This is a genomic window from Rhodoferax sp., assembly GCF_030653815.1.
Taxonomy (GTDB): Bacteria; Pseudomonadota; Gammaproteobacteria; order Burkholderiales; family Burkholderiaceae_C; genus Rhodoferax.
Window position 1 is genome coordinate 55,549 of sequence record NZ_JAURYQ010000017.1, and the last position, 23,014, is coordinate 78,562.

21 protein-coding genes and 2 tRNA genes are annotated in these 23,014 nt (G+C 58.5%); 8 read left to right on the forward strand and 15 right to left on the reverse strand.

All coding sequences use genetic code 11. The features are described 5' to 3' along the window. Positions 1-20 precede the first annotated feature (20 nt). The 7 genes from hypE to rpoD are packed head-to-tail and all read right to left on the reverse strand — an operon-like array spanning position 21 to position 8,448. Entirely contained in the window at positions 21-1,085 is a 1,065-nt protein-coding gene (gene hypE / locus Q7U49_RS06410; RefSeq protein ID WP_304763264.1) for a hydrogenase expression/formation protein HypE, read from the reverse strand. Next, positions 1,082-2,212, reverse strand: a complete 1,131-nt coding sequence (hypD, locus tag Q7U49_RS06415; RefSeq protein WP_304763265.1) for a hydrogenase formation protein HypD — start codon at positions 2,210-2,212, stop codon at positions 1,082-1,084. Before hypD ends, hypE begins: the two co-directional genes overlap by 4 nt. Then, positions 2,209-2,451 (reverse strand): HypC/HybG/HupF family hydrogenase formation chaperone, encoded by a 243-nt coding sequence (locus tag Q7U49_RS06420; protein ID WP_304763267.1) that lies wholly within the window; start codon positions 2,449-2,451, stop codon positions 2,209-2,211. The genes hypD and Q7U49_RS06420 overlap by 4 nt, the downstream gene beginning before the upstream one ends. After that, positions 2,451-4,850 carry a carbamoyltransferase HypF gene (locus Q7U49_RS06425; protein ID WP_304763268.1) on the reverse strand — a complete coding sequence of 800 codons (2,400 nt, stop codon included), beginning with the start codon at positions 4,848-4,850 and terminating at the stop codon, positions 2,451-2,453. Before Q7U49_RS06425 ends, Q7U49_RS06420 begins: the two co-directional genes overlap by 1 nt. 2 nt (positions 4,851-4,852) lie before the next feature. Beyond that, a complete protein-coding gene (hypB, locus tag Q7U49_RS06430; protein ID WP_304763270.1) occupies positions 4,853-5,704 on the reverse strand; it encodes a hydrogenase nickel incorporation protein HypB in 852 nt (283 codons plus the stop codon). A 42-nt stretch (positions 5,705-5,746) separates the two neighbouring features. Continuing rightward, entirely contained in the window at positions 5,747-6,088 is a 342-nt protein-coding gene (gene hypA / locus Q7U49_RS06435; protein WP_304763271.1) for a hydrogenase maturation nickel metallochaperone HypA, read from the reverse strand. Between the two features lie 29 nt (positions 6,089-6,117). Beyond that, on the reverse strand, positions 6,118-8,448 hold the full coding sequence (gene rpoD, locus Q7U49_RS06440) for an RNA polymerase sigma factor RpoD (protein ID WP_304763273.1): 2,331 nt from the start codon (positions 8,446-8,448) through the stop codon (positions 6,118-6,120). On the opposite strand from rpoD, the gene Q7U49_RS06445 reads away from it, so the two are divergent. Beyond that, positions 8,336-8,677: a hypothetical protein gene (locus Q7U49_RS06445; protein WP_304763349.1), complete on the forward strand. Its 342-nt coding sequence runs from the start codon at positions 8,336-8,338 to the stop codon at positions 8,675-8,677. The genes rpoD and Q7U49_RS06445 overlap by 113 nt on opposite strands. Positions 8,678-8,691: 14 nt before the next feature. On the opposite strand, the gene dnaG is transcribed toward Q7U49_RS06445, so the two are convergent. Both dnaG and Q7U49_RS06455 read right to left on the reverse strand, forming a co-directional pair. After that, positions 8,692-10,551 carry a DNA primase gene (gene dnaG / locus Q7U49_RS06450; protein WP_304763275.1) on the reverse strand — a complete coding sequence of 620 codons (1,860 nt, stop codon included), beginning with the start codon at positions 10,549-10,551 and terminating at the stop codon, positions 8,692-8,694. Between the two features lie 71 nt (positions 10,552-10,622). Then, positions 10,623-11,381 carry a 3-hydroxyacyl-CoA dehydrogenase gene (locus Q7U49_RS06455; RefSeq protein WP_304763277.1) on the reverse strand — a complete coding sequence of 253 codons (759 nt, stop codon included), beginning with the start codon at positions 11,379-11,381 and terminating at the stop codon, positions 10,623-10,625. Between the two features lie 135 nt (positions 11,382-11,516). Here Q7U49_RS06455 and Q7U49_RS06460 point away from each other — a divergent pair. After that, a tRNA-Val gene (locus tag Q7U49_RS06460) sits at positions 11,517-11,593 on the forward strand. Positions 11,594-11,713: 120 nt separating this feature from the next. Here the strand turns inward: Q7U49_RS06460 and Q7U49_RS06465 are convergent. Continuing rightward, positions 11,714-11,787: transfer RNA gene (locus Q7U49_RS06465), tRNA-Gly, on the reverse strand. A gap of 212 nt (positions 11,788-11,999) precedes the next feature. On the opposite strand from Q7U49_RS06465, the gene Q7U49_RS06470 reads away from it, so the two are divergent. Further along, entirely contained in the window at positions 12,000-13,277 is a 1,278-nt protein-coding gene (locus Q7U49_RS06470) for a tyrosine-type recombinase/integrase (protein ID WP_370653973.1), read from the forward strand. Here the strand turns inward: Q7U49_RS06470 and Q7U49_RS06475 are convergent, their stop codons facing one another. Next, the gene (locus Q7U49_RS06475; RefSeq protein ID WP_300216156.1) at positions 13,278-13,532 is read right to left on the reverse strand and encodes an AlpA family transcriptional regulator; all 255 of its coding nucleotides are present in this window, start codon (positions 13,530-13,532) and stop codon (positions 13,278-13,280) included. Between the two features lie 916 nt (positions 13,533-14,448). Here Q7U49_RS06475 and Q7U49_RS06480 point away from each other — a divergent pair. The 5 genes from Q7U49_RS06480 (at position 14,449) to Q7U49_RS06500 (ending at position 18,860) form a co-directional block, all read left to right on the forward strand. Next, complete coding sequence (locus Q7U49_RS06480; protein WP_304763282.1) at positions 14,449-14,793, forward strand: ribbon-helix-helix protein, CopG family; 345 nt, start codon at positions 14,449-14,451, stop codon at positions 14,791-14,793. Further along, positions 14,783-16,687, forward strand: coding sequence for a TraI/MobA(P) family conjugative relaxase (gene traI, locus Q7U49_RS06485; protein WP_304763284.1), 1,905 nt, complete (start codon positions 14,783-14,785; stop codon positions 16,685-16,687). The genes Q7U49_RS06480 and traI overlap by 11 nt, the downstream gene beginning before the upstream one ends. A 713-nt stretch (positions 16,688-17,400) precedes the next feature. Next, the gene (locus Q7U49_RS06490) at positions 17,401-17,958 is read left to right on the forward strand and encodes a hypothetical protein (RefSeq protein WP_304763286.1); all 558 of its coding nucleotides are present in this window, start codon (positions 17,401-17,403) and stop codon (positions 17,956-17,958) included. A gap of 306 nt (positions 17,959-18,264) precedes the next feature. Beyond that, a complete protein-coding gene (locus tag Q7U49_RS06495; protein WP_304763287.1) occupies positions 18,265-18,546 on the forward strand; it encodes a YlcI/YnfO family protein in 282 nt (93 codons plus the stop codon). Further along, on the forward strand, positions 18,543-18,860 hold the full coding sequence (locus Q7U49_RS06500; protein WP_304763289.1) for a type II toxin-antitoxin system RelE/ParE family toxin: 318 nt from the start codon (positions 18,543-18,545) through the stop codon (positions 18,858-18,860). Before Q7U49_RS06495 ends, Q7U49_RS06500 begins: the two co-directional genes overlap by 4 nt. A 291-nt stretch (positions 18,861-19,151) precedes the next feature. On the opposite strand, the gene Q7U49_RS06505 is transcribed toward Q7U49_RS06500, so the two are convergent. Genes Q7U49_RS06505 through Q7U49_RS06520 form a run of 4 tightly spaced genes read right to left on the reverse strand, consistent with a single transcriptional unit; the run spans position 19,152 to position 23,009 of the window. Then, positions 19,152-19,673: a S26 family signal peptidase gene (locus tag Q7U49_RS06505; protein WP_304763291.1), complete on the reverse strand. Its 522-nt coding sequence runs from the start codon at positions 19,671-19,673 to the stop codon at positions 19,152-19,154. 19 nt (positions 19,674-19,692) lie between these two features. Then, entirely contained in the window at positions 19,693-21,678 is a 1,986-nt protein-coding gene (locus Q7U49_RS06510; RefSeq protein ID WP_304763293.1) for a type IV secretory system conjugative DNA transfer family protein, read from the reverse strand. 16 nt (positions 21,679-21,694) lie between these two features. After that, complete coding sequence (locus Q7U49_RS06515; protein WP_304763295.1) at positions 21,695-22,849, reverse strand: ArdC family protein; 1,155 nt, start codon at positions 22,847-22,849, stop codon at positions 21,695-21,697. After that, a complete protein-coding gene (locus Q7U49_RS06520; protein ID WP_304763296.1) occupies positions 22,842-23,009 on the reverse strand; it encodes a hypothetical protein in 168 nt (55 codons plus the stop codon). The genes Q7U49_RS06515 and Q7U49_RS06520 overlap by 8 nt, the downstream gene beginning before the upstream one ends. Positions 23,010-23,014: the final 5 nt, after the last annotated feature.

Genomic DNA, 23,014 nt, shown 5'->3' on the forward strand with positions numbered 1-23,014 from the left:
CGCGTGCCCGTGCCCTGCGTTCAGCAAATGCGCGGCAACTGCTCCCCGGTCAGCCAATCCACAATGCGCCGGCCACCAAAAGCGGTATGAAGTTGCACAAAGTGGTGTGCGTCGGCAACCACGGTGCCGATCTGGGCCGCGTCTGCTCCGAGCGGATGGGCCTGCAGGGTGGCCAGCAGGCTTGGCGCATCGGCGGCAGTGCAAATCACGATCAGTTTGCCTTCGTTGGCCACATAGAGCGGGTCCAGCCCCAGGAATTCGCAGGCGGCAGCCACCACCGGTTTGACTGGAATGGCTTTCTCCTGCAGCACCATGCCCACGCCCGACTGCGTGGCGATTTCGTTGAGGGTCGAGGCCAGGCCGCCGCGCGTGGGGTCGCGCAGGCAGCGGATGTCGGCACCGGTGGCCAGCAGTTGGGCAATCAGGCCGTGCAGCGCGGCGGTGTCAGATGCAATGGCCGCCTCAAAGCTGAGGTTTTCACGCAGGCTCATGATGGCCACGCCATGGTCGCCCATCGTGCCCGACACCAGCACCACGTCACCTGGCCGCGCGCGGGCGCCGCCCAGGTCCAGCCCGTCGGGCATGACACCAACGCCGGTGGTGGTGATGAAAACGCCGTCACCCTTGCCGCGCTCCACCACCTTGGTGTCGCCGGTCACCACGGGTACCCCCGCTTGCCTGGCCGCGCTGGCCATTGATTCGACGATGCGCGCCAGGTCGGCCAGGGCAAAACCTTCTTCCAGAATGAAACCGGCGGCAATGTAGAGCGGCGTGGCGCCCATCACGGCCACGTCGTTGAGCGTGCCGTGCACCGACAGGCAGCCGATGTCGCCCCCGGGGAAGAACAGCGGAGACACTACATGACCGTCGGTGGCCATCACCAGGCGAGCGACCTTGCCGTTGAGCACGGGTGCGGGCAGCACGGCGCCGTCGTTGCCCTGACCAAGGTAAGCATTGCCAAGATGGTGGGTAAACAGCTCGGCAATCAGTTGCATCATGGCACGGCCACCCGCACCATGGCTCATGTCGACCCGGCCATGTTTCAGGTCGAGTGCGCGCGCGTAGCCGCGCTTGACGCCACTCATGGCGCCTTGTCCTGATAGCGGCCGTAACTGTAGTGCGCGGCACAAGCACCTTCGCTGCTGACCATGCAGGAGCCCACCGGGTTTTCGGGAGTGCAGACGGTGCCAAAAATCTTGCAATCCTGCGGCCGTTTGACACCGCGCAAAATGGCGCCGCATTCACAGGCCTTGTTGTCGGGCACTGAGCGGTAGTCCATTTTGAAACGGCGCTCGGCATCGAAACTGCCGTAGCTTTCGCGGATTTTCAGGGCCGATTCGGGCACGGTGCCGAGCCCTCGCCACTCGAACGCAGGGCGCAGCTCGAACACCTCGGCCATGCGGTCCTGCGCCTTCTTGTTGCCGTCGCGGCTGACGGCGCGCGAGAATTCGTTTTCGACCTCGGCGCGGCCGTCGTTGACCTGGGCGATCAGCATGAGAATTGCTTGCATCACATCGAGCGGCTCAAAGCCGGCAATCACCACGGGCTTGCTGTAATTGGTGGCAAACGGCTCATAGGGCCGGCTGCCGATCACCGTGGAAACATGGGCGGGGCCGATGAAGCCGTCAATCGGCACCGTGCCCCATTGCTGCACTTCGGGCGATTCAAGAATATGGGTGATGGCAGCAGGTGTGAGCACATGGCAGCACAACACGCTGAAGTTGGTCAATTGGTCCCGGGCCGCCTGCAGAATCGCCAGTGCCGTGGGCGGCGTGGTGGTCTCAAAACCAATCGCAAAAAACACCACGTCACGGCCCGGATTGTCGCGTGCAATCTGCAGCGCATCCAGCGTGGAATAGACCATGCGGATATCGCCCCCTTGTGCCTTGGCCTTGAGCAGTGACAGGTGGTTGGAGGCTGGCACACGCAAGGTGTCGCCGTAAGTGCACAGGATGACACCGCGGTTCAGGGCCAGTTCAATCGCCATGTCGATGCGGCCGATCGGCAACACACACACCGGGCAACCGGGGCCGTGCACCATGCGCACCGTGGGCGGAAGCAGATCGGGCAGGCCGTAGCGCGATATGGCGTGGGTATGACCACCACAAAACTCCATGAAGCTGTAGCGGCGCCCGGGCTGTGCCAGTCGGGCAATTTTGTATGCCAGGGTTTTGGCAATCTCGCCGTCGCGAAACTCGTCGACGTATTTCATGCCGCTGCCACGGGGGGGGCGCTGATGTCGGCAAACAGGGCCAGCGTGCGCTCGGCCTCTTCGGGGTCGAGTTTGGACAGGGCGTAACCCGCATGCAAAATCACGTAATCACCCACCTGCACATCGTCAAGCAGCGCCAGCGAGATTTTCTTTTTGACGCCGCCCAGATCGACCAGGCCCATGTCGCCCGCTGGGCCGCAGCCGACTTCAATCACCTTGACCGGAAGTGCCAGACACATCAGTTTTTCTCCAAATAATGCATGGCCACCCAGGCTTGCCCGAGCGCGATGCTGCCATCGCCCGGCGAAGTCATGCGGGGCGCCAGCACCATGATGCCATGGCGTTCCAGATTTTGCCGCAGGTGGGTGGACACCAGGGCATTGAGAAAGCAGCCGCCGCCCCAGGCCAGGGTGGTCAATCCGGTGGATTGTGAGGCTCGCAGCACCCAATCGGTCAAGGCGGTCACCAGGGTGGCATGGAAGCTGGCGGCGGCCTGTGCGGCATCACCGGCATCGATCAGCGAAGCCAGCAGCGGTAATAAATTCAGTTGCCCCTCGTTGCTGATGGCATAGCCACCCGGCAGGGGTTCGGGCCAGCCATGGGTATCGACAAAACCTGTGGCCGCCTGCTCCAGCAGCATGGCGGCTTGGGCCTCGTAAGCCAGGGTGGCGCTGATGCCGAGCAGGCCCGCCGCTGCGTCGAACAAGCGGCCCATGCTGGACGTGCGCGGACAGTTGAACTGGCGCAGCAGCATGGCCGCCACCGTGCTGGCGGCTGGGTCCTGACAGCGGCGTACGATCTCGTCATTGCGGCCGAGCTCATGTAGCACCGCAGCCGCCATGCGCCAGGGCGCGCGTGCGGCACTGTCAGCGCCGGGCATCGGAAGCGGTTGCAGATGGCCCAGGCGCGCGACCGTTGCGCCATCGACCCTGAGCAGCTCGCCGCCCCAGGCCGTGCCATCGGTGCCCAGGCCGACACCGTCCAGCGCCAGACCCAGCACCGGGCCGTACCAGCCGTGCTCGGCACAGACGGCGCCCAAGTGGGCATGGTGGTGCTGCACCGCCAAGGTGGGCAGGTCGTGTTGCTGCGCATAGGCCAAGGCAGCGCGCGTGCTGTAGCTGTCGGGGTGCAGGTCGTGCGCGACCAAAGCTGGTTGGGTATCAAGCAGAGCGCACAGACCTAGCACGGTTTCATCCAGAAATTCGCAGCTTGCCACGTCGTCCAGGTCGCCGATGTGCGGGGACAAAAATGCTTCATCGCCCCGGGTCACGCAGACAGTGTTCTTGAGGTGGGCACCAAAGGCCAGCACCGATGGCCCGGCATGGGTAAGGCGAATGGCGGCCGGTGCGTAGCCGCGACTGCGGCGGACAAATTGCCAGGTCTTGCCCACGGGGCGAATCACGCTGTCATCGCAGCGCGCCACGATCTCCCGGTCATGGTCCAGAAAGGCGTCGGCAATGCCAGCCAGGCGGGTGTGGGCTTCTTGTGTATCCCGCACCATGGGCTCACCGCCCGGGTTGGCGCTGGTCATCACCAGCACCATGGCCTGCGGCTCGACAAGCCAGGCGCTGCCCGTGGGGCGCCCCGCGGCTTCATGGAACAACAGGTAGTGGATCGGCGTGGTGGGCAGCATCACGCCCAGGCTCAGCAGGCCCGGGGCGACACCGGGCAGGGCGACCGCACCAGCCGTTGTGGCCGGCAGCAGCACGATGGGACGCTCGCGACTTGCCAGCAGCGAGCGTTCACTTTCGTCGTGCGCGCCCAGCATCGGGTCTTCGTCACTGCGAGCGTAGCGCGGCAGTCCATGGCTGCGGAAGTCATGGATTGCTTCACTGCGTTCGCAATGACGAATGTGAGCGAAAGGTGCTAGGCTGGCGACATTGGCCAGCATCACGGCAAAGGGCTTGGCGTCACGGTTCTTGCGCAAGCGCAGCCGCGCCACCGCTTCAACGTTGCGCGCGTCACAGGCCAGATGAAAGCCGCCGAGGCCCTTGATGGCGACGATGCCGCCGCTTTGCAGCAGGTGCAAGCTTTGCGTGATCGGGTCGCCGGCGATGGTCTGGCCTTGTGCATCCGATAAACTCAGGCGCGGTCCGCATTGCAGACAACAGGTGGTCTCGGCGTGAAAGCGTCGGTTGGCGGGGGCAGTGTATTCAGCACTGCAGTCCGGACACAGCGGAAACGCGGCCATGCTGGTCTGTGGTCGGTCGTAGGGCAGGGCGCGCGTGACGGTAAAACGTGGGCCGCAATGGGTGCAGGTGATGAAGGCGTGGCGCCAGCGCCTGCTGGATGGGTCAAACAGTTCCTCAAGGCAATCGGCACACACGGCCACATCAGGGCCAATCGCGGTGGCGGCCTGTCCCGATTGGCTGGCGATGATGCTGAACGCGGTGAAGGACTCTGCCGCCAGGCCCCGCGTCTGCACGCTGTCAACACGTGCCAGCGGTGGGGCATCGGTGCGCAGGCGCGCTCGCAATTCAGCCAAGGCGAAAGGGCTGCCCTGAGCCAGGATCTCAACGCCCTGGGTATCATTGCGCACCCAGCCGCTCAGATTGAGTTGCTGCGCCAGTCGCCAGACAAAGGGTCTGAAACCGACGCCTTGAACAATGCCGGTAACGCGGAGGTGCTGGGTTTGCAAGGTCAATGCCGTCGAACAGCACGCGCCTGGGCCACGCCCGCGCGCAAAAAATCCAGCCATTCATCCATGCCTGCGCCACTGGTGGCAGAGACTTGAATCACCTTGATCTCGGGGTTGACCCGGCGCGCATAGCCAATGGCGGCCTTCACGTCGTAATTCAGGTAGGGCAGCAGGTCGGTTTTGTTGAGCAACATCAGGCTGGCGGCACGGAACATGTCGGGGTACTTGATGGGTTTGTCTTCGCCCTCGGTGACCGACAGGATCACCACCTTGTGCGCTTCGCCCAGGTCGAACGCTGCCGGGCACACCAGGTTGCCCACGTTTTCGATCATCAGCAGGGACTCTTCGGCCAGTTTGAGCTGGGCCAGGGCGTGGCCCACCATGTGGGCATCGAGATGGCAGCCCTTGCCTGTGTTGATCTGAATCGCCTGCGCGCCAGTGGCGCGAATGCGGTCGGCATCCTGGCTGGTTTGCTGGTCGCCTTCGATCACGGCGACTGTCTGCTGTTTCAGCAGTTCGATGGTCTTGCATAGCAAGGTGGTTTTGCCCGAGCCCGGGCTGGAGACCAGGTTCAGCGCAAAAATGCCGCGCTCGGAAAGTAGCCGGCGGTTGGCTTGGGCATAGGCCTTGTTTTTGGCCAGGATGTCCTGCTCGATTTGCACCCTGCGGGTGGGCGTGACGCCCGGCGCATGGGAATGCGCAGGTGCTGCGTCATGCGTGTGTTCGTGGTCATGGGGGTGTTCGTGCGCGTGGCGGGTGCCATCGGCGTGCACATGTTCATGGACGTGGTCATGTTGCACTGCCGCGCCGTCGATCCTGACCTCACCTTCACCGCAACCACATGTCACACACATTGCCTGCCTCCTCGATTGGATCCGTTGGGACCACGTTGGTGCTCAGCTTACCTCAAGTTCCTTCACCCGCATGTCAGTGCCGGCCGTCACTTGCAGCGGGTAGCTTCCGCACTGCGGGCATTCGCCAAAGACCTCGGTCAGGGGCACGGTCCGGGCGCAGGCCTCACACCAACCCTGGCCGGGCAGGGTGATGATCTCCAGCCTGGCCCCGTCGGCCACCGTGCCGCGCGTCACCGCATCAAAACAAAAGGCCAGGGCTTCGGGCTCCACACCCGAGAGTTGGCCAATTTCAAGCCAGACGGCGCTGACCTTGTTGAACTGGTCCCGGCGTGCCGCGTCCTCGATGAGTTGCAACACACCTTCGGCCAGCGACATTTCGTGCATGGCGCTGTCCCAACATGCCTTCGCGCAGCTTACAGGTTGTCGGTGAAGCTGCGCAGCTTGTCGGAGCGGCTCGGGTGCTTGAGCTTGCGCAGCGCCTTGGCCTCGATCTGGCGAATGCGCTCGCGCGTCACGTCAAACTGCTTGCCCACTTCTTCCAGCGTGTGGTCGTTGGTCATCTCGATGCCGAAGCGCATGCGCAGCACCTTGGCTTCGCGCGGCGTCAGGCTGTCCAGGATGTCTTTCACCACGTCGCGCAGGCCGGCCTGCATCGCGGCTTCCATGGGCGCGGTGTTGGCGCCGTCCTCGATGAAGTCGCCCAGGTGGCTGTCGTCATCGTCACCAATCGGCGTCTCCATGGAGATCGGCTCCTTGGCAATCTTCATGATTTTGCGGATCTTGTCCTCGGGAATTTCCATGCGCTCGGCCAGCACCGACGCATCGGGCTCAAAACCAAACTCCTGCAGGTGCTGGCGGCTGATGCGGTTCATTTTGTTGATGGTCTCGATCATGTGCACTGGAATCCGGATGGTGCGCGCCTGGTCGGCGATCGAGCGGGTGATGGCCTGGCGGATCCACCAGGTGGCATAGGTCGAGAACTTGTAGCCGCGACGGTATTCGAACTTGTCCACCGCCTTCATCAGGCCGATGTTGCCTTCCTGAATCAAATCGAGGAACTGCAGGCCACGGTTGGTGTATTTCTTGGCAATGGAAATGACCAGGCGCAAGTTGGCCTCGATCATTTCTTTCTTGGCGGCACGCGAAGCGTATTCGCCTTCGTTCATGCGCTTGTTGATGTCCTTGAGCTGGTCCAGCGGGACCACGACCTTGGTTTGCAGGTCAATCAGGCGCTGCTGCAACTCCTGCACCGGCGGAATGTTCCGCGCCATCACTGCACTCCAGGGCTTGCCTGCGGCGGAATGTTTTTCGATCCATTTCAGGTCGAGCAAATGGCTGGCAACCTTGTGGTGATGTTTGTCGCGACCGCTGAATTCGGCAATGAAGTGCTCTTGCGGGTAGCCGCATTTGTCGACAATGATGCGGCGCAGTTCACGCTCTTTCTTGCGGACCTCGTCGACCTGACCACGCACCATGTCGCAGAGCTTTTCAATGGTCTTGGCGGTAAAGCGGATCGACATCAATTCGTCAGACAGCAGCCGCTGCGTCTTGAGGTAGGTAGGCGTACCGTACCCTTCCTTGTCGTAGGTTTTCAGGATCTTCTCGTGGTACTCACGCAGCCGGTCAAAGCGGCTCATGGCCTCTTTTTTCAGCTCTTCGAGCTTTTTGGTCAGCGCTTTGGAGCCGCCATTGCCGTCATCGTCATCGTCGGCATCAAATTCGTCGAAGTCTTCTTCAGCCACATAGTCGTCGGCCTCGTTCGGGTTGGTGAAGCCGTCGACGATGGTGGTGATGACCACCTTGTCGCTGCGAATGTCTTCACCCAACTGCAGAATTTCAACAATGCTGGCGGGTGAGGCCGAGATGGCCTCCATCATGGCCATCAGGCCACCTTCGATGCGCTTGGCAATTTCGATTTCGCCCTCACGCGTGAGCAACTCGACCGTGCCCATTTCGCGCATGTACATGCGCACTGGGTCGGTGGTACGGCCAAACTCGCTGTCCACCGTGCTCAAAGCGGCTTCGGCTTCTTCTTCAGCCTCTTCTTCGGTGGCGGCGGTCGGGCCGTTCTGGTTGAGCAGCAGGGTCTCGGCGTCGGGCGTGTGCTCGTACACCGCCACGCCCATGTCATTGAGCATCGAGATCACCACTTCAAGCGTCTCGGCATCGACCAGCTTGTCGGGCAGGTGGTCGGAAATCTCGCCGTGTGTCAGGTAGCCGCGGGTTTTGCCGAGCTTGATCAGGGCTTTCAGGCGCAACCGGCGCTTGGCCAAGTCTTCTTCGGACAGCACGGTTTCATCGAGGCCGAATTCCTTCATCAAGGCGCGTTCCTTGGCCTTGCTGATTTTCATGCGCAGGGGTTTGACCTTCTCGGTCGATGCCTCGGCCACTTCGGTCACTTCGGTCACTTCGGGCTCACCCACCAAGTCTTCCTCAATGTCACTCATGTCGATGTCATGGTCCTCGCCCTTTTTACCCGCCTTGACCGTCTTGGCCTTCGGGCCGCGCTTGGCAGCCACCTTGACTGGCGTGGCCGCGTCTACGGCTTTGCTGGCCTTGGCGGCTTTCTTCTTTTCAGCAGGCGCAGCCGCTTCAATCACTGTTTTTTTGTCTTCTGGGAGGGCTTTGGCTTTGGATGCGGTCACGGGTGCGGCTTTCGGTGTGGAAGGGGTGGCGGCGCTTGTCTTGGCAACGCTGGTCTTTGCTGCGGGAACAGCCGATTTATGGGGCTTGGTAGCGGGCATGTTGACACCTCAAAACAGTAATATCAGTATGAACGAACGCTTTGGCAGCCAGCGTTGGGCAGGACAAGGAATCAACCTGGTCAGACAAGAGGTGTGGGCGAACATTTGGTGTGCAGTCCTTGCGGTAAGTTGGCCGGATGAAAAATGTGTCATCACGTGGCCGGGACCGGAGGTGCTGCTGTCGCGCTTGTCGGAAAGCGTCGGATTATACCTTTTGGCATCAACCTGATGGCCATTGCGGATTCAGGTGGCAGACTCCAGCAGCAAGCGGCGCGCCTGCAACTCGCGGTAGCGCTGCAGCGCCCCGGGATCAACCTTGGCGGCCTCGATCGCCAGGGTTTCTTCGGTTTTGAGGTGCTCGATCAGCATGCGGTTGATCAGATGGCGCAACTCATTGAGCTCCTCGGCGGCATCGCTGTCGGCGCCAAGTTCGTAGCCGGCCATGAGCTTGAGCGCAAAGTCTTCGCTCTCATGCCCTTGCAGGCCTTCGCGCAAGGCGACCCAGGGGATCGGGCCGTGCTCATGAAGCTGGCTCTCAAGCCAGGTAAACAACGGACCATGAGGTGCTGGCAGACCGCAGAGCAGGGTGTGGTCTTCGGCCGACAGGGATTCCAGCGCGGCCATGTTGTCGAGCAAAATGCGCGCCGCATGGTCGGCCCGGCTGGCGGGCAGACGGCCGCCTGGGGTGCGTGTGGGCGCTTTCTTTTTGTAGTTCCTGGGGCTGTAGTCGGGGAAGTCCTGACGGGCTGGGCCGTCATTGCCATAACGTTCAGATTTTTCGCGCTTGACCTTGGTTGGCGCCGGGTGCCAGATGTCGGTGAGTTCGCGCGGACTGAGTTGGACCAGGTCGGCGATCTCGGCCAGCAGTTGTTGTTTGAGGGCGCCCGCGGGCAGCATTTCCCACAAGGGTTTGGCATTGCTGGCCAGATGGGCGCGGCCTTCGGCGCTGTGCAGGTCGCAGCCGTCGCGCGCGGCGTCGATCAAAAAGCGGCTCAGGGGCACGGCCTCGCTGATATAGCGGGCAAAGGCGTCCTTGCCGTGCTCCCGGATGAAGCTGTCCGGGTCGTGTTCGGCCGGCAAAAACAAGAACTTGACCGAGCGCACGTCGGTGGCCAGTGGCAGTGCGGCATCGAGCGCCTTGCGTGCCGCGCGCCGGCCCGCGCTGTCGCCGTCAAAGCTGAACACCACCGCATCGGTGAAGCGAAACAGCTTGTGCACATGCTCGGGCGTGCAGGCCGTGCCCAGTGTGGCCACCGCATTGGGAAAGCCCAACTGCGCCAGCGCCACCACGTCCATGTAGCCTTCGGTCACCAGTGCGTAACCCTGCTCGCGCAAGGCGCTGCGCGCCTCAAACAAACCGTAAAGTTCACGCCCCTTGCTGAAAACCGGGGTTTCTGGCGAATTGAGGTACTTGGGCTTGTCATCGCCCAGCACGCGGCCGCCAAAGCCGATGTACTCGCCCTTGATGTTCCGGATCGGAAACATCACCCGATCACGAAAGCGGTCGTAACGTTTGGCTTCCTGGCCTTCTTCTTCAGTCAGGATGACCAGGCCGCTTTCCACCAGAAGCGGGTCGTCGTAATTGGGGAAGACGCTGGCCAGACTGCGCCAGCCTTCGGGTGCGTAGCCGAGCCCAAACTGCTTGGCAATCCGCCCGGACAGCCCCCGGCCCTTGAAATAGGCCACGGCGCGCTCGGAGCCCTTGAGCTGCTTTTGATAGGCCAGGCAGGCTTTTTCCAGCACCTCGTTGAGCGTGCTTTGTTTTTGCCGCTGCTCGGCCGCGCGCGCCCGGTCCTGCGGGCTGGCATCGTCTTCGGGCACTTTCATGCCAAATTGCTGGGCCAGGTCCTGCACCGCTTCGACAAAGCTCATGCCCGCGTGCTCCATCAGGAAGCCGATGGCGTTGCCGGTCTTGCCGCAGCCGAAGCAGTGGTAGAACTGCTTGGTCGGGCTGACTGAAAAAGAGGGCGACTTTTCGCTGTGAAACGGGCACAGGCCCATGAAGTTGGCGCCGCCCTTTTTGAGCGGCACATAGCGCCCGACGATCTCCACCACGTCGGCACGGGCGAGCAATTCCTGAACAAAGGTTTGGGGGATGGACATGACCGGATTGTAGGAAGCCGCCAGCCCGAACTATCGCGGCGGGTCCAGCGCTGTCGCGGCCGGTCAGCCGGTCAGCGCGGCGCCAGCCGGATCGCGCCGTCGAGCCGGATCACCTCGCCATTGAGCATGTCGTTCTCAAAAATATGCACCGTCAGCTTGGCGTAGTCCTGCGGCGTGCCCAGGCGCGACGGAAACGGCACGTTGGCCGCCAGCGCGTCCTGCACTTCCTGGGGAAAGCTGAACAGCATCGGGGTGCCAAAAATACCGGGGGCAATGGTCATGTTGCGAATGCCGTTGCGCGCCAAGTCGCGGGCAATGGGCAGCGTCATGCCGACGATGCCACCCTTGGATGCACTGTAGGCGGCCTGGCCGATCTGGCCGTCAAAAGCCGCCACCGAGGCGGTGGAGATCAGCACACCGCGCTCGCCCGTGGCCTCGGGCGCATTTCGGCTCATGGCGTCCGCGCACAGGCGGATCATGTTGAAGCTGCCGACCAGGTTGACGCTGATACATTTGCTGAACAGTGCCAGGGCGTGCGGGCCGGTCTTGCCCACGGTTTTCTCGGCCGGTGCAATGCCGGCGCAGTTCACCAGGCCCATCAATTTGCCCAAGCCAGTGGCGCAGGCCACCACGGCTTGCGCGTCAGATTCGCTGCTGACGTCGCATTTGACAAACGCGCCGCCAATCTCCCTGGCCACGGCTTCCCCTTTGTCGGCCTGCATGTCGGCAATCACCACGGTACCGCCCTTGCTGGCGAGCATGCGGGCCGTGCCTTCGCCCAGACCCGAGGCGCCACCGGTGACGACGAATACTTTGCCTGCAATTTCCATGGTGAACTCCAAAAAGTGATTGACGTGAACGTAAACGTCAATTATGGCGCAAGCGCCCACTGTGAATTTTCGCTCCCGGGGCCTCGGATCGGCGCAATATTGCGGCTATACTCTCGTTCTCTTTTAGAGACCCTTAGGCGCGTAGCTCAGCTGGTTAGAGCACCACCTTGACATGGTGGGGGTCGTTGGTTCGAGTCCAATCGCGCCTACCAAATTTGGTAGATAAATCAAGCACTTAGCGGCAACGTCAAGTGCTTTTTTTGTGGGCGTTTGCAAGCTATGTCTCATGGCGCGAGGGCTACGAGGCGGTGATCGGGGAGATTTGGGGGGAGTGGAGCGGGTGATGGGAATCGAACCCACGCTATTTGCTTGGGAAGCAAAAGTTCTACCATTGAACTACACCCGCGTTTTGTAACTGCTTGATTCTTCTATAAGTTTTCAGATAAGTGATTGATTTTCAACGTTTTTTAAACTTTCGTTGAAAATTTTATCACCACATCAAACCACATTAAACCGCATTCACTTATGATCTAGGCGTAGGTTTTGGCGTAGGTTTTTGGAACTTACGCCGCCTGGGAAATCCCCCCGACGACTTGATCACATGGAGATTGTAGTTCGATGTATTTTGATGCCCGCGCCGCAAAGCTGCTGCCACCCGGAGAACATATGGTTATCGACGGCTGTCCTGGGCTGCGTCTAGTGGCTACGCAGACCGGCAAGACCTGGACCTACCGATACAAGGATGCCGCCAATCGAATGAAGCAGGTGCGCATCGGTCAGTGGCCGGTGATGCCGGCGCACGTAGCAGCTACGGACTGGCAAGCGTTGCGCGACCAGCGCGAGGCTGGCGTCGACCCGGCTGCACAGCGCAAGGCCCAGCGCCAGGCTGTCAAGGTCGAAGCGCCCGCGGTCTACACCGTGCGTAAGCTGTTGCAGGATTTCAAGGACGGGCATTTGCGCCAGAGTCGCAAGCCGGCAGGATTTGACGCAGCCGCAAACATGTTCGATCGCATCCTCGAGGACAAACCCGGCTTTGCCGACAAACCCGCTGATGAGGTTGCGCGCGCCGATGCGTTCGAGGTTCTGGAAAGCCGAAAAGCTACGCCAACGATGGCGCAAAAGCTACGCTCGTTATTCGGTTCGGCCTGGGACTATGCGCTCGATGCCGGCAAGCTCGATGGTGATGCGACCAACTGGTGGCGCCTGGTGCAGCGCGGCCGGATCAAAAGCAAGGGCAAGGTGATTGGGGGCAAGCATCAGGGCCAGACGCGGCGCGTGCTGCACCCGGATGAAGTTTCGCAACTGCTGTCCTGGATTCCCAACATGCACGCCACCGGGCGCGATCTGGTGCTGATGCACTTATGGACGGCCACACGCGGCGCCGAAATTTTGTCCATGCAGCGCGACCACATTACGCAGACTGACGAGCAGTGGTGGTGGACGGTGCCCAAGTCGCTTACCAAGAACGCCAACGTTCCGCAGGCAGTCGATTTACGCGTCCCATTGTTCGGCCAAGCACTGGCCGTGGTGCAGCGCAGGATGGCGTCCATTGGGCCGTCCGGCCTGATGTGGGAGGATGCCAAGGGCAAGGCATATAGCCAGCATGATTTTTCGACCTACATCTACAACCTGCAGCCTTACAGCCCCAAGGTGACAGGGCGCCAGAGCATCAGCGGGCTGGTGCTACCAGTAACGCACTGGACGCCACACAATCTGCGACGCACGGCCAGCACCATGCTATCGAGTCTCGGATGCGTCAAGGAATACCGTGAGGCGATCCTGGGTCACGTTCAGCCGGGCGTTGAGGGCATATACAACGCCTACAGCTACGACGCTGAGCGTATTGAATGGCTCAAAAAACTGTCAGACCGTATGCAAAGCCTGATGCCAAAGTGATCAAGTCGGCTTGCCAGCGCGACCATGGCCGCTGTTGATGGGTGGCACAAAGTCCGACACTGGCCGAGCGCGCCCCCAGGCATCGAGCTCGTCCACCAACCAGGCGGTGCGCCCGGCAGAAATGCGCCGAGGTTTGGGCGCGTCACCCTGGGCTACCAGCTTGTCTAGCATTGAATCGCTGATCGACAGATACATCGCCGCTTGCTCCCGCGCCAGGTACAGTGGCTTGATGGTAATGATGGCATCCTTGGTCATTCTTCCATCTCGTCGGGTTCGTTGCTGTGGTCCATTTGCAAAAGTCAGATATCGTCAGGAGCCACAAACTTTAGCCATAGCAATGAGTTGATCTTGCGCGACAGGCTGTGCGGGCATTCACGGCGTTCCGAGTGCAACAGTTGTCATGTGTAAGCGGCGTGGGCCGTTATTGAGCGATATGGTGAGCTTGTTTGTTCGGAAAAACATGATTTACTCCAGCTGGACAGATGACGCCAGCATGTTTGGTAGTTGCTTGATACCGCTGGTGTGCAAGTGGGGCTAATGCGCTAACGCCTTTCAAAATTCAACTCATTGGGGATGCCGTGCGACAACCCCAGCCGTGGGGCTAACCCCTGGACGACGCTCAAACGGACTGCCAAAACAAAGTCGCTCCGCTTTGTTCGCCTTGTCAGTCCGTTTCAGCCCAGCAGAAAGGTTCAGTCTCGTGTCCGAATGGTCACGCAAGTTTTGCAATCTTGGTCAATTTGAAAAAATTCTTTGCGAATTGCCCGAAACCCAGCCAAGCTTGCAAGGCACCCGGTTTGCCTAATGCCACCCCGACAACGATCGTTGTCGCAACATCCGAAAGGATGATTCAACTCATTGGGGATGTCATTCGACAACCCCAGCCGTGAGGCTAACCCCTGGGCGACGCTCAAACGGACTGTCAAAACAAAGTCGCTCCGCTTTGTTTGCCTTGTCAGTCCGTTTCAGCCCAACAGCCAAACTCACCACAGGCGCGCGCGTCCATACTTGCGACGCACCCGTATTGGCTATCCGCCGTCGTGGCGGATAGTCGATTGGAGATGCAAATGAAAAGAATGTCCGGCGTGGTACTGTCAATCAGCCTGTCTACCGTCGTCGTGGCGACACGGCGCGCACAACGCGGTGAACTGTCGCGTGGTCTTTTTTGATCATGCCGCGTTCAACGTTTTTGAAACTCAGGGTTTCGCCCGATGAAGCAGACCGCTTCAACGCGCGTGCAGCAGCGCTGGGCGTCAGTGTGTCGCAGATGATCCGCGACACCACCTTGCATGGCGCAGTTTATGTCACCGTTGACAGAGCTCAGGCTGGCTACGAATTTCGTCGTCTGGGTGCCATGCTCAAGCACCTGTACCCGGCCAGAGATATCCGCTGGACGGCAGAAGACCGAAAAAAATGGTGGGCATTGATCCATGAGCTGCGTGAGCGCGCTGACACGCTGGAAGCAACCGCCTCAGGTGGCAAGGACAGGGCAGCCGGAATGGTTCATGCTGGCTAAGGTCATCATGCTGAAGAAGTCCTGGAAAACGGTGGCCAGCGCAGCAAACTATGTCGTTGACGACCTCAAAAAGGCACCAGCACAACCAGAGCCCGACTACTACGGGCCAGAGGACGGCGCCGACTACCTTGCGCGCGATGGTGTGCTGGAAGCTGCATCCTTCAACATGGAGGGCCTCAACCCCACTGACCCGGATGATCGCAGGCAAATCATCAAGTGGATGGACAGCACAGCGCGGGCCTGGGCGGCAAGATCAAGAGCGCATCCCAAAACCAATCCGTTTTATCACGTAGTCCTTTCATGGAAGGCTGGCGAGCAGCCGACCGTTGACCAGGCCGCGGTTGCAGCCGCCAAGGCGCTCAAAGCGGTTGGCATGGCCGACAACCAGGCATTTTTTGCGATCCACCGCGACAAAGATCACCACCACCACATTCACATCATTGCCAACCGTGTCCACCCTGAGCATTTGGTACTGACCGGGCCACCACGCTATGACTTCCTTGTGCTGGACAAAACCTGTCGGGAGATCGAACTTGAACAGGGCTGGCAGCATGACAACGGCCCCCACGTGGTCATTGACGGTCAAATCAAGCGGCTGACGCATGCGCTGCGCCGCCAGCTTGGACTTGAAACCGACAAGTCACTTGCACCGCATGCACCTGCCGTGAAGGCGCGCATGGGGGAAGTCAAGGCAGGACTGCCCTCACTGGCCGGCTGGCTCAACAACAAGGTTGCACCAGAGCTGGTTGCAACGCAGAACTGGCAGGAGTTCCATCGCGCATGCGTCGCCAGAGGCCTGCGTGTGGTGAAAGTCAAATCCGGCTTGATTTTCGAGACCGACATGCTCGACAAGGCAACGCAAACCAAAGCGTCAGCCGTTCACTATGCACTGAGTCTGGGGCGCTTGCAAAAGCGCTTTGGTGAGTACCAGCCGCCCAACATTCCCATAGGGCAGACCTCATCGACCAACCGGTCGATTGACGGAGCCACTTACAACGATTACGTTGCCCGTGTTGCCTGTGGTACTGACCCGGACTCGCAGGAATATCCCGGGTGCACCGGGCGAGGCGAACAGCGCGATCAAGCCAGAATTGATCGTGCCATTGCACGCACAGCACTCTTTGAGCAATACAAGTCAGAAAAATACACGGCTAAAGACAACCGCAAGGCCGCAAGGCTGGAGCTGCGAGAGCTTTACAAAGCAGAAAAATCTGACCTGCTCCAACAGCTTGCGGCTTCTAAAACCGGGACCCTGACCCATCTGCAAAATCAATATGGGAGCCAGGTGGCGAGACTCCTGTGGGCAGCACAGCGCACGGCGGCGATGGAAGACTTGGCAGACCGGCAAAAGCGTGAACGCCTGGCGCTTACACATGCCAACGCGATGGAATGGTTGCCGTGGCTGGAGCGGCAGGCGGCGCTAGGCAACGAGGCGGCAATCTCCGCACTTCGCGGGCTGCGCTATCGGTCCCAGCGAGACAAAACCAAACAAAAGGCAGGCATCGAGGGCGAAGACCTCGGCCATACCGCCCCCGCAGCAAGCCGGGAAAACAGCATCAGGGGCACGGCACGACCCGACGACTTCGACATCCGCACAGCCCGGCTCAGGATCACTCCAGAGCACTGCATTGAATACCTTGACACCCGTGGCACGGTACGACTGACCGACAGTGGACCGCGGATCGATGTGACGCAAGAGAACGACCCACAAGCCATGCGCGCAGGGCTGTTACTGGCCTCTCAAAAATTTGGTGGTGAAGTATTCGTCACAGGGTCAGTGACGTTTCGGGAGTTGGCTGCCAAAGAAGCTCTGCAAATGGGTATCAAAGTGAAAAACCCGGAATTGGCATTTTTAGCCGCTGAGAAGACAAGGGATAAAGAATTGGAATTATGAGTTTTAAAAACAACATCGTATTAATTTACCTATTAACTTTATAGCTACTCTGAGTTAAAATAGATAATGACTTCATGCTGCTAAAAATAATAGTGAATCATATTTATTTTCATCTGATTAGATTACTTTCCCATGGCCAACAATCGTAGAACTACAGCAAGACGCTGGATCAATAGCGCTGTATATCGGTACGGGCAAGTGGTCTTTTACACCAAATGGCTCTTTTGCCTTGCGATCACTTGCCTGGTCTGGGGAGGCGCGCTCTGGTTTGGGTCGCTAGCCTGGGATCAAAAGCAAGGTGCCATCCTGGCTCTGATGGGATTTGGTGCATGGTTGACAGTTTGCAGATATGTTTTTCCAGTATTTTGGTTTATATCCATCGAGGTCATCAAACGGTTCTTTAGATGTATTAATTATCGCTTCTTGTAAAATTTTTTCCATGACCTAGGAAGTTTGAATGACGGCAATGATTAATATTTATTTTTCCATTCAAACAGATTATTTTGTTATTTTAAAATGATTACTTTAACGGTGAAAATGAATGAAACACTGGTAATCGCGCTGGCCCAATTTGTCAAGCGGGTTGGATTCTCAGAAATTCGCAGCAATGCAGTAGACGACTTTGAGGCGTACCTCATTCGTGATGCCCTCGACAGAGTTCGCATAGGGCTGGCGAACGCTGGCTTTTCTCCTCGGTGAAGCCCACCAGCAGCATGGTGGTGACCATGGTCTTCCTGATGACGGCCACTTTTTCCCGGGCAGAAACAGAGGCTTGGAGAGATCACGTTGTTGCAGCAGTTCGACCTGGAGCCGTTGTGGCGCGGCGCGGCCTTGACAATGATCCCATCACGCAAGCGGTACTGTTCGGTCAGGGTGGCGGCAAATGGAGTCATGTGGGCATCGCCGTGCAGTTGATACCAGATGGCCAAATCTACATTGAAAGTGCCATGCCAGGCTTTGGCACCAAGCTCGAAAAACCGGAGGTATTTTTCAGTGCCGAGCAGGCCTCAGAGGGGAAAGTGTTGTTGATGCCGGTGGACAAAGTGGATGCGGTTCAAAACGCTGCCAAATCGCTTTTGGGTCGTCCCTTTGATGACCAGTTAGCGCTGGATGACAACGGCAAAAAGCTCTATTGCACTGAGCTGGTGGCCATGGCACTGCAAAGTGCTGGGGTGATCAAAGATTTGCCAATGCGATCTGTTCCATTTTTGCCTCAAAAGGTCATTACCCCCGACGATCTGATTGCCACAGTTCGCGCAACAGTGCTTTAGGGGCGAGGTTCGTACGTAATCTGACCAATGAAGCCGCTCTAACCGGCACCAAAACGCCACCAGTTCCGACCTGATATAGCCACCTGATGTGGCTATAAACTGTTGGGACGAGCACCGGCTAGGCAGCGTTTCCCGACAGCCACGAATGCCAGCTTCCGGGTGAGCCGATTTCATGAATTTGGTGGCTGGTCAACGGCTGTTCGCAGACTTTGGCAAGGTGCCCGTTATTGACGTTGCTACCAATGTGAACCGGCCACGGAAGCCCGCCATCCTTGGCGTGAATTGCAATCGCAATACAATACAGCGATGAAAACTGCAACAATCCCCCCCATTCGCGTAGCACCTGAGTTCAGGATCGAAGTTGAAGGTGTCCTTGAGCAGGGTGAATCGCTTTCACAATTCGTCGAAAGCGCCGTACGCCAAACGGTTTTGAAGCGCAAGCATCAAGCTGAATTCCTGCATCGGGGCATCACAGCCATCGAGGAAACAAAGCGAGTAGGTGGTGGCATTGCTGCGGAGGTTGTAGTTGCCAAGCTTGAAGCCAAACTGGCGGCTGCGCGTCGAACCCAGTCTCAGCACCATCGATGATCTATGCCGTTCAATTCAGTGCCGCTGCCGACGAAGACTTGGAGAGGCTTTTTGATTTCATTCTTCAGCGTGAACTGGACAGTGAGGCTGGTGATCTTGACATTCCCGAGAGGGCGCTACAAGCCATCAAAGAGGGCATAGGCTTTTTGAGGTCATCTCCATTTGCCTGTCGAAAGGTTGGGGAGAGTCCTTTTATCCGAGAGCTAGTGATCACTTTTGGACGCTCAGGCTATGTGGCACTTTATGAAATTGTCGATGACAGAACCGTCATCATCGGTGCGATTCGTCACCAACGGGAAGATGATTACCACTGAATCAACCAATCGTTGCTGATGTGGCTGCCATCGAAATCAACACCTGCTGACCTTCAGAGGCAGAGATGAACGGCCGGTTTGGATGGGTCATTTCGGCAAGTTGGCTGGCCTCTTCGGGTCTGGAACTGACCTAGGTTTCATCCAGTGTGCGCACTCACAAGTTGCGGTTTTGAATTAGTATGACTGGCAACGTTGACACCGGAATCAGTGGTTTCGTTGGATCGTAATGGCTGGCTTTTTTGGTCGGATTACGCAATTCGCCTGGCGCGACACACGCGCACAGCAAACCGATCAATCTTCGACAAATCCGAAAGAGGATTTGCGTGGCCTGTTGTGGTGGTCCCTTGGAAATTTCACAGGCCCAAAATACCGCGAATCAAAGCTGTTCGGATGCTCACCGGCGGTCCAGATTCCCCCTTGCTTGAGCGTAAAACATCCGCGCATATGGGGAAGTGCCTGTCCCTTGGTATCCAGGTCAAGCGGCCTTGAATTCGGCACTGGCTGTCCGTTAATTTCAACCCCGTCATCCGTTGCCGTCACCAAGTCACCAGCAACCCCAACCACTCTTTTGATCAAGGGCATGCTGCCATCAGGGCACGAGCCGTGACCGATGGAGGGATGTGGAATCGGAGAGCAAAAGCTGGTCAGGCTGCCTTTTTCTCCATGACCCACTTTGTAGACCGTGCCAGGCATCGAGCCAGTGACATTCAAAACGATGCCAGATGATTTTGCCGTCACGGCAAAAATCGCTACCACCGACAACACCAGCAGCGTCACATAGAGAGGGATGAGGTTCAGTTGTTTTGCTTGCATGTTGCAAGAGTTTGGTCATTCAGCTTCGAGCGGCTTTCTCCCGCGCGTCAATCACCGAATTCCCGATCAGTTTGGCGGCCCCCAGCATCTGTCTTTTCACCAGCGCTGGATCCTTGTAATAGATGATTTTCTGGCAGTAGATCGGCGCGTGACCAGCCACAAACACGAGCTCATCAGTGGGTGGCAGGCGCATGGTTTCATCCGGTGTCAATAAGGGCCGCTGGCTCAATTGTTCATTGGTGCTGACGTTGTTCAGCACCACGCTCAGGCGTGATCCCGAGAAATTTCTTTGGGTGTGGGCCACCGTAGAGGCGCCACTCATTTTGGAGAGCAGTTCTGCCGTTTCGATTTTGTTGGGCGCGAAGGCAATCCGGATGTGGCAGTTCGACATGATCGACTCGTCCTTTGAGTAGGCTTTTGTCAGCTGGGACAAATCTTGTGTGATCAACAGCGCCTTGAGCCCGTAGCCAGCGATAAATGCCAGGGCCTCCTCAAAAATTTCCAGTTTGCCGAGCGCCGGGAATTCGTCAATCAGCAGCAACATCTTGTGGGGGAAGCGCGACTTCGAAGCGCCGGTCTCGTCGAACTCCATTTTTTCTGTGAGGCGACGAACCACCTGGTTGATGATAAGCCTCAAAAGTGGCTTCAGGCGGTCTTTGTCGGAGGGCGGCACGACCAGGTACAAGCTGGTTCTGCGCTGCATCAGCGATTCGATGGTGAAGTCCGACGCACTGGTGTTGGCAGCCACAATCGGATCCCGGTACAGCGACAGGAACGACAAGGCCGTCGACAGCACGCCAGAGGCCTCGTTGGATGCCTTGTTCAAGAACGATTGAGCCGCCTGCGATGCAGTTTTCCAGGCGACCAGATCAACATCGGTACAGTGCCCGGCACTGATCTTTTCGTAGCCGGTGTCCCGGATGTATTCCATCACCGCCCGAAAGCCCTCTGCAATTTTGGCTTTTTCGTCAGCATCGGTATCTTTGTCAGCGGCCAATCGCTCAGCCAGTTCACGCACGGGGCCACCGTCCGACAAAATCGCCTGCACGGTTGACAAATTCCGTTGCGAATCCTCCAGCTCATCGGACACCAGCACAAAAATGATGACACCGGTCATCAGGTCAAAGCCGGTTTTGGCCCAATGGTCTTGCAGGCCTTTGCCGTCAGGGTCAACAATCATGGTCGAGACGTTCTGCACGTCCTTGACCAGGTTGTCGTCAAGGCGAATTTCAGACAGGGGATTGAAGCGGGCCGACTCGATTTCTGATGGCGAAAACCGCAGGCAACGTTGTTTCAACACCTTCTCACGAAAGCCGGACGTCAGCGCCCAGTTTTCTCCCTTGACGTCATGCACCAAAACAGATTCTGACCAGGATAAAAGTGTCGGTATCACGATACCAACACCTTTACCCGAACGCGTTGGAGCAAAGACCAGAATGTGTTCCGGCCCGCCATGGCGCAAATAGATAGTTTTGGCTGTTGCGCCAAACGGGTTGAAACCGACAGTTTTGACTGGAATCTCAACAGCCCCCAGCATCACACCGCCGACGTTTTCCCGTGTCGGCAAGATCCCTGCAGCTTCGATTTCGTCTGCCACCGCCCAATGCGCTGAACCGTGCAGGTCATTGCGTTCGTCTTTCAGCTTGCGGGTTCGCCGAAACACGTAGGCCACCGGAAAAACAATGGCGGTCATGGCGCCTCCAGCCAGCATCAGTTGCGCTGTCTTGATGACGGCCATGACATCCGGTGATGAGTCTGGCCGGAAATACCGAAATATCCAGATCAGGATGTCCCACGGCCAGTAAATCCGCGTCTGGCCAAGAATCGCGGCGGGTGATCCGAGTGTCGGGTGAAAACGAAATTGCCAGGCCGTATATTGCGTCACCAGCACGAAGGTCAGCGCAGTGACAACTCCGAATATCAGGAAGGCAATCCATACAAAGTGAGTAATGTCCCCTTGGGTGCGGGGGATAACGTAGAGCTGCTGTCGCTGCGATTGGGACATGCAGAGCCTTCAATTTCTAAATTTCCAGTTCAGTTTCAGGTTTAGCAACTTTTTTTGCCCTGGCTTTCGAGGGCTTCAGGGTCTCCTCTTTCACGGGTTCTACCTTAACCTCATCCGCCACCAGGCCAACGTCTTTTTCGACCTCAACGCCCAGGCTCTTCTCAATCAAATAGTCCACCGCTTTTGACGCGTCCTTGGCCGCTGCAAAGACGGCGTGCTTGTCGCCTTTGAGTGCTTCCAGCCATGACCCGATGTAAGCGGCATGATTTTTGTCGTCAAACTGTACGCCGGTTTCGGCACTGGCGAAAGCGCTGCACAACTCCGCCACCAATTCTTCACGGGCATACTCACTCGTGCCAAAGCCGTTGGCGAGAGGCCGGTTGAGCCGGTTTTCGCCGCCGGTCGCGTGGCCGAGTTCATGCAATAGCGTGCCGGAGTAGGCTTCAGGGCTTTCAAACTGATCAGGATTCGGCATTTGAACGGCATCGCGTGCAGGCGAGTAAAAAGCCCGATCACCGCCGTGTTCAAGCGTCAAGCCGTCGAGCTTCATACCGCTGGCAATTTTTTCTACTGCAGCGATCTTTTCCACAGCAGGGCGGTCTTTTGTTGTGGCGATAGGTTCAAGGGTCAAGCCGTTGCATTGCTCGACATTGAAGGCATGGCTGGTTTTTTCGAACAGCAAGCTCAAGGTCCGCTCAGCCTGCCGCCAACTGTATTTGGTCCCGTCAGATTCCACCACCAATTGACGCGTGTCCACCTGCAGCCCACTGGCAAGTTTGACCGTTTGCGCATGCTTCTCAGGCGCTTCAGCAAGCGTTACCCGAGCGCCATTGTGGGTGATGTCAACGTCCCGGCGGCGATGAAAAGGCAACTCGTCCCAGTATTCGATGGGCGTTGACTTTTCGCCTTGGGTGACACCACCGCCCAGGCTGGCTGCCTGCTTGTAGGTCAGCCAGCGTGGATCGGCGTAGCCTTTGTCCATTCCCTGCATCATCAGCATGAGCCGGTTACCGCCGCTGTAAATACGGCCAGAAACCGCATTGCGGGGCAGTCCGGCAGCAACACCACCTTCATTGCTCCAACCCTTGCGCCAGGGCATGACACCCGACTCCAGGGAGGCGACGATGCGATCCGTGATTTGCTCACGCAGGTCTTTTTTGGGCTCAGTCATGATGCACCTCGACAAAATCCAGGGCGTCAACATCGTCATGTTCAGGGCCGGAGAGCTCAATGCCGAGCTTGTCGGCATCGCGAACCGAATGCACTTGGGCGTCGGCTGGTATGCCCAGTTCAGCCATTGTTTGCGGAGAGATGGGTGTCATTGCTTGCATGGTTT